Consider the following 6,378-nt stretch of genomic DNA (forward strand, 5'->3'; position numbering starts at 1 on the left):
GATGTATTATATTCTCTACCGAAGACACGGAGGTTTAAGAAAAGAACTTAATGTGAAAACACCTTTTCAAGCTATCGAAAAATGGTTCGAAATTAAACCGGAAATATTTTTACAAGAACCTGATGAGTTTAAAAATAAAGTTTTATCTTTGAAATATATTAATCAAACAAGTTGTCATAAACAATCTTGTGAAACTTGACAAGTAATCAATCAGATGGCGAATGGTTTGTTTCTGAATATCGTTCTCGGCAACAGCCTCAGCCTTCTGGAGCCAGTAGACTATCTTCTCGATTGCGGCGGAATACATCCCTCCTACCTTCCAAACCTTTTCGAACACCAAACCATTCTCCTTAACCAATTTAGAGTTCAACCCATAAGATATCGGTTGGGTATCCTTTGGATTAACCATTTTGGCATAAAAATCTTCGGCCTCCTTTTGGGTAACGCCCTCATAGTAATTCATGGCCGAGGAGGCAACTAAATCGACGCCTTGCGTTTGATTCACGCGAAAACGAGCCACTTCTGGATCAAAAATAATTGGAACGAGAAGGCTCTGCATCTCTATTAATGTCCCCAGTTCCTTCGGGAAGGAACGCTCTGGCGTATTGGCAACCAGCTCGGCAAAATATTCCTTCGAAAATTCAGGAATAAATTTTTCGTTCGAATAGTGATGATGAATACCATTTGAGAACCAGACACGCTTCAGGTAAGTCACAAACTTCTCGAAATTGGGAGTCGTTCTATCCCCATCGTAGCCAGTATAAATGGCCTCGAGGGTTCTTCTTACCGCAAGATTATACTTATAGTTTTGATCCCACAGAATGTCACGTCCCGAGAGTGCCGCTTGTGAAAGGAAGAATACCAGCTTCTTTTGTCCGAGCGAAAGGCTATCAAAGTCTGGAACCTGATAGCGTAGAATCTTAATATCGGCAAACTTATCAACTTGCCATTGAAAATCGGAGTCTCCCTTCTCTTGTGAAGAGCAGCCATAAGCAGCCAGCGCACCAAGTGCCACCATATACATTGCTATTTTTTTCATTACAATTAAATTTTGGTCGTTGAATTAGATTTACACCAAAACTAACTCATCAGGGTTTAATACTATCAAATACTTTAACGACAGGTTTATTCTTGGGCAAAGGCCTTTTTGGATTACGCATATCGAGGTCGGAATGCAGCAACCACTTTCCTTTTTCAAACTTAAACCCATCGTAAGAAAAATCGGGCCCATAAAACCGAAAATCGTTTACATACTGTGGCTCCGAAGGGCTAAGATGATCGAATATAATCATGTCCGACTCGTCCATATAGCGCATCATCATGGTGGCTTTTGCCGAATATTCAAATATCACCCTTGAGAATAACCGCTTTCCATTATCAAAGATTGGAGCACCAAAATGGGGGTTACCTTGCTCGTCGAAGTAAAGAATATCAATAACGCGCTTACTGGTAAACAAATCATTCAGATCGACCCCTATGAGAGCATAGTAAATAACTTTCCCCGCCTTTTTCTTCACGGTTTGGTAGTAGAGGGCGCCATACCACTGCTGGGGGGTTAAAACTTGAGTCATCGGTGTGGGAATCTTCGACCTTGAATCGATAAGGTCGTAGACAACGACTGGTCCTTCGTTTTCCATTCTCACTTGAAGGAATCCAAACATCTTTTGAAATCCACCGGGAAGTGGGTTATTCCAAGTAAATATCCGCCAATTACCATCGGGGGAAACAACTTTACCGATATGCAGCAGGGAATCAAAAGGATAATCGTAGGAATTGGGAGAATGGAGAAGCGTTTTCAACCGCGCGATTACCTCTGTATTTAGGCGTGTCATCTCCCCAAACTCGGGTCGGGCAGCAATCTGCTTCATCAGTTGACTAATGGCAACCTCTTCCTCTCTTACAGAATTTACGGTCGTAGCCGCTGTAGAGAAAGGACATGAAACCAAACTTATCCCCAATACAAACAAACAAAGCACTCGTTTACACATATCGATTCGATTTACCAACTACAAAGATAAGCAGCCATGAGGATTAACGATGGGATTAGGCAAATAGTTTATGCCACATCCAATTACAATTGCCCATTGACCTCATCCAATGCCTCAAGAATAGTTTTGCAAACCGAAGCAATCTGCTCCTTTGTAATAATCAATGGCGGTGCAATTCGAAATGCTGTATCGCAAAAAAGAAACCAATCCAGAATAATTCCACGATCGAAACAGGCCCGAATTACCTTTTGGACCATAGCCGCATCACCAAGTTCAACGGCAAGGAGCAACCCAATACCCCTTATCTCCTTAATAAGCGGATGTATCAGCTGTTCACGGAAAAGAATCTCCTTCGAGTCAACTTCCTCGATATAGCTATTTTCGACAAGCACCCTTAAGGTTGCAAGCGCAGCAGCACACGAAACCGGATGACCACCGAAGGTAGTAATATGTCCAAGTATCGGATTGCTCTTAAGGCATTCCATAATCTCCTTGCTCGACACAAATGCACCAATCGGCATACCGCCACCCATTCCCTTGGCAATGGTAAAGATATCGGGAACCACGCCCAACTTTTGAAAAGCAAAGAGGCTGCCGGTTCGTCCAAAGCCAGTTTGCACCTCATCAAAGATGAGAAGGGCTCCGGTTTCCGTGCATTTATTGCGCAGAGCCACCAGGAATTTGTGGGTAGGAACAATAGCTCCGGCTTCGCCCTGAATAGGCTCCACCAAAACCGCAGCTGTTCGGGAAGTTATTTGGTTGAGCGATTCAATGTCGTTGAACGGCAAATGGCGCGTATCGGGAAGTAATGGTCGGAAAGCATTTTTGAAACCCTCGTCGCCCATCATGCTTAGAGCACCATGGGTACTCCCGTGATAAGCATTGACGAATCCCACCAGTTCAGTCCTGCCAGTAAACCTTTTGGCGAGTTTAAGGGCCCCTTCATTTGCTTCGGAGCCACTATTTACAAAGTAAACTTGTGACAAACTTGACGGGAGCAGGTTGGTTAACTCCTTGGCATACTCAACCTGAGGTGCTTGAATGTATTCACCATAAACCATCAGATGCATATACTTCTCGGCTTGAGACCTTACGGCATCGACGACCATGGGATTGCAGTGGCCGATACTTGAAACAGAAACGCCTGAAATTAAATCAAGGTATCCTCTACCCGAATGGTCAAAAATATAAATACCCTCAGCACGTTCAACCTCAAGTCCAATAGGCGTCTCTGAGGTTTGAGCAACGTGCTGCAGGAACAAATTGCGCAGCGAAATCATGGGAATCTATTTACTAATAAGCTTCAGCTCTCTTAGGAGTTTATCACGGTAACTTTTACCTATTGGAACGAGTTTCGAACCGGTTGGGAATCGGAGCAGGATAGAATTATCCTCAATGCTCGAAATTCGCTTTACATTAACAATAAACGAGCGATGAACGCGCTTAAAGGTATTGGAGGGTAGTTGACTCTCAATGGCCTTCATGGTAAAATGGATAGTGTGTTTTTCTTTACCAGTATTCACAACCACATAGTTTTCAAGTGCTTCAACCCACAAAATCTCACTCAGTTTCAGTCGAACAAGTGAACTATTCTTCTTGATGAAGATCTCATCGTCTTCGTTGGCTTGCTTTGTAACCGAGTTGAAGCGATCGAACGCTTTTGTTACGCCCTTATAAAAACGAGCATAGTTTACGGGCTTAAGCAAATAGTCCGTCACGTCGTATTCAAAAGCCTCCAGAGCGTATTGATCCTTTGACGAAACAATAATCACCTGTGGAGCCACCTTTAGCGTCTTAAGAAACTCGATACCAGTCATCTCAGGCATCTCGATATCAAGAAAGATAAGATGAACATCGTCACCTTTTTCTATGCCACGAATAGCCTGAATTGCCGAAGGAAACGACTTGACAAAATTCAAGAATTCTGTCTTCTTGATAAACTCTTCAATGACCCTGCACGAGAGTTCATCGTCATCAATAATAATACAGTTCAGCATCCGGAATAGTTTTTACAACTTTCTTCTCTAAAATTAAGAATTTTCATCAAAAAAACCCTACTTATTGAGAATTTAATTGCAAATTTTTAAAAAAGTGGCTCGAAAGCAACTCAGAATTCTTCACACAAGCCTTTATCCACTTGAGATGTTGGGCCTTTTTGTCTGCTTCATCAAGTCTCCAGGCAATGTTGCTATCATTGCGTAAACGTAAGGAAAGATGGTGAATAATTATGGCTGCAGCCACTGAAATATTTAAGCTTTCTGCAAACCCATAAATTGGAATCTTAAGATATTCATCGGCATTATCCAGCACATCGCTTGATAGGCCTGAATGTTCCGTCCCCATAAAGAGGGCAACTTTCCCCTTGGTGAGATCAAAATTTTCGAGGGATACATCGCTTTGGTGCGGAGTTGTTGCTACAATTCGGTATCCGTTTTCACGGAGGCTCTTAATTAACCCCGGAGTATAGCCTTGCTCTTCTCGGTATCGGTGAAGATCGAGCCATTTATAGGTACCTTTGGCTACCATTGGATTAGGAGTAAACCGATGCTCACGCTCCACGATATGTACATCCTGAATCCCAAAACAATCGCAACTGCGTAGAACAGCGCTGGCGTTTTGGGATTGGTAAATATCTTCCAGACAAACTGTTAGATACCTTGTTCTAAATGATAGTGCCGATTGAATGGCTTCTTTTCGAGAATCGGTTAAGAATTGCGACAGATACTCTATTAGCCGATCGTCCATAGCTGAAACGGTTGGTTAAATGGAACAAAAAAAGGGAGAACGGGAGTCTCCCTTGCGATCAATGGCAAAAATGCTATTGAACGATGTCGTTCAGCTCGCTACCAGATTTAAACTTAACCACTTTCTTAGCGCTAATTTTAATAGGCGCACCAGTTTTAGGGTTTCTTCCAGTTCTGGAGTTGCGGGTAGAAATTGAGAACGATCCAAAACCAACCAAAGCAACGCGATCACCTTGTTTAAGCGCGTCGGTGGTAGATTTCACGAAAGCATCAAGTGCTTTCTTAGCATCGGCTTTAGTTAAGTTAGCTTCTGCAGCAATAGCATCGATAAGTTGTGCCTTGTTCATAACCAGTGTAATTTTAGGTTAGTAATTCTTGTTGGTCAAACAATCTCCAACAAATATAGGGTTTTTCTTATGTTTTACAAATGTTCAGCACTTTTTTTCACTTTTATTTTAATTTTCGTTAGATTTTCTTGCGTATCTGCAATAACCTGATAAGAAACCACTTGAAAATGGAGATTTTTAGGAATATTTTAGGAAGAACTCAACGACCTTTTTTTTTGTAGATTTTAGCTGTTTCCCTTGATAGAATGAAAAAATGCACTACTTTTGCCCCCCGAGAATGGAGAAATGGCAGAGCGGTCGAATGCGGCGGTCTTGAAAACCGTTGTGTCTGCGAGGGCACCGGGGGTTCGAATCCCTCTTTCTCCGCACAAAAAATGGGAAGGTGAAAACCTTCCCTACTATTATGGAATGGAGAGATGCCAGAGCGGTCGAACGGGGCGGTCTCGAAAACCGTTGTATCTTTACGGGTACCGGGGGTTCGAATCCCTCTCTCTCCGCCACTTAAGCCCTCTCAGCAGGGCTTTTTTTATTTAATCATGGCCATGGTGTATCTGAACACGTATCCTGATCTATTTACCAAATTCATAAAGTTTGGCCTGGTTGGTGCATCAGGAGTGCTTGTAGATTTTGGCATAACCTACCTATTAAAAGAAAAAGCGAAGGTACACCAGTACATTGCAAATGCGATTGGCTTTACAATTGCGGCTTCCACCAACTACCTCTTCAACCGAATTTACACCTTCCACAGCCAAAATCCAAACCTACTCGAGGAGTATGGGAAATTTCTAGCCGTCTCCATGGTTGGATTGGCAATCAACAGTTTGGTTATTTGGATATTGGTGAGTAAACTTAAGTGGAACTTCTATTTTGCCAAGGTATTTGCCATTGGCGCTGCCACTATTTGGAATTTCTTTGCAAACCTTCTGGTTACCTTTATTTAAATAGAGACCGTTTTGGTTAAACCTTAAATCCGCAGGTCGATTGCTAGGTTTTAAATCTTAGCGTATTTAGGTTTGCTTGGTGGATATTTTGCCATTTTTTTGGTTCGACATAGCCCTTCTTTGCGTCACTTCTTCCGTTTTTCGCTCCCCCTATGGTTTGCAACTTCCTTTTTTGGAAGCCTGCAACAATAAAAACCGTAACGAACCGTAAGTGTCAGGTATTCAATTACTAGCTATTGAGGCGCGGGCATACCTTTCCCATTGGGCACAGCAGCGTGGCCGCTTCACTCCAGCAGCAGGTGGTATTTCTTGGCCGAAAAGAGCTTTAGGATGCGCTGTCGTCCCCGCATTATCCACT

At 42.7% G+C, this 6,378-nt stretch carries 7 protein-coding genes and 2 tRNA genes; 3 read left to right on the forward strand and 6 right to left on the reverse strand.

Annotation, left to right across the window (positions count from 1 at the left end):
• Positions 1-142: 142 nt before the first annotated feature.
• The 6 genes from BLS65_RS16955 to BLS65_RS16980 form a co-directional block, all read right to left on the reverse strand.
• Entirely contained in the window at positions 143-1,039 is an 897-nt protein-coding gene (locus BLS65_RS16955; RefSeq protein ID WP_092440991.1) for a hypothetical protein, read from the reverse strand.
• Positions 1,040-1,088: 49 nt separating this feature from the next.
• Entirely contained in the window at positions 1,089-1,988 is a 900-nt protein-coding gene (locus BLS65_RS16960) for a hypothetical protein (protein WP_125869935.1), read from the reverse strand.
• An 83-nt stretch (positions 1,989-2,071) separates the two neighbouring features.
• On the reverse strand, positions 2,072-3,268 hold the full coding sequence (locus BLS65_RS16965; RefSeq protein ID WP_092440993.1) for an aspartate aminotransferase family protein: 1,197 nt from the start codon (positions 3,266-3,268) through the stop codon (positions 2,072-2,074).
• A 6-nt stretch (positions 3,269-3,274) separates the two neighbouring features.
• Positions 3,275-3,985, reverse strand: coding sequence for a LytR/AlgR family response regulator transcription factor (locus tag BLS65_RS16970; RefSeq protein WP_212590586.1), 711 nt, complete (start codon positions 3,983-3,985; stop codon positions 3,275-3,277).
• Between the two features lie 61 nt (positions 3,986-4,046).
• Positions 4,047-4,733 carry a TrmH family RNA methyltransferase gene (locus BLS65_RS16975; protein WP_092440994.1) on the reverse strand — a complete coding sequence of 229 codons (687 nt, stop codon included), beginning with the start codon at positions 4,731-4,733 and terminating at the stop codon, positions 4,047-4,049.
• Positions 4,734-4,806: 73 nt separating this feature from the next.
• Positions 4,807-5,079, reverse strand: a complete 273-nt coding sequence (locus BLS65_RS16980) for an HU family DNA-binding protein (protein ID WP_092440995.1) — start codon at positions 5,077-5,079, stop codon at positions 4,807-4,809.
• Positions 5,080-5,358: 279 nt separating this feature from the next.
• Here BLS65_RS16980 and BLS65_RS16985 point away from each other — a divergent pair.
• The 3 genes from BLS65_RS16985 (at position 5,359) to BLS65_RS16995 (ending at position 6,020) form a co-directional block, all read left to right on the forward strand.
• Positions 5,359-5,445: transfer RNA gene (locus tag BLS65_RS16985), tRNA-Ser, on the forward strand.
• 44 nt (positions 5,446-5,489) lie between these two features.
• Positions 5,490-5,579: transfer RNA gene (locus tag BLS65_RS16990), tRNA-Ser, on the forward strand.
• A gap of 42 nt (positions 5,580-5,621) precedes the next feature.
• Positions 5,622-6,020, forward strand: a complete 399-nt coding sequence (locus tag BLS65_RS16995; protein ID WP_170830185.1) for a GtrA family protein — start codon at positions 5,622-5,624, stop codon at positions 6,018-6,020.
• Positions 6,021-6,378: the final 358 nt, after the last annotated feature.

The sequence above is a fragment of the Williamwhitmania taraxaci genome, from assembly GCF_900096565.1.
GTDB lineage: Bacteria > Bacteroidota > Bacteroidia > Bacteroidales > Williamwhitmaniaceae > Williamwhitmania > Williamwhitmania taraxaci.

Coding starts and splice junctions, on each gene's coding strand:
- BLS65_RS16995 (WP_170830185.1), top strand. CDS start 5,622: ATGGTGTATCTGAACACGTATCCTGATCTATTTACCAAATTCATAAAG.
- BLS65_RS16980 (WP_092440995.1), bottom strand. CDS start 5,079: ATGAACAAGGCACAACTTATCGATGCTATTGCTGCAGAAGCTAACTTA.
- BLS65_RS16970 (WP_212590586.1), bottom strand. CDS start 3,985: ATGCTGAACTGTATTATTATTGATGACGATGAACTCTCGTGCAGGGTC.
- BLS65_RS16975 (WP_092440994.1), bottom strand. CDS start 4,733: ATGGACGATCGGCTAATAGAGTATCTGTCGCAATTCTTAACCGATTCT.
- BLS65_RS16965 (WP_092440993.1), bottom strand. CDS start 3,268: ATGATTTCGCTGCGCAATTTGTTCCTGCAGCACGTTGCTCAAACCTCA.
- BLS65_RS16955 (WP_092440991.1), bottom strand. CDS start 1,039: ATGAAAAAAATAGCAATGTATATGGTGGCACTTGGTGCGCTGGCTGCT.
- BLS65_RS16960 (WP_125869935.1), bottom strand. CDS start 1,988: ATGTGTAAACGAGTGCTTTGTTTGTTTGTATTGGGGATAAGTTTGGTT.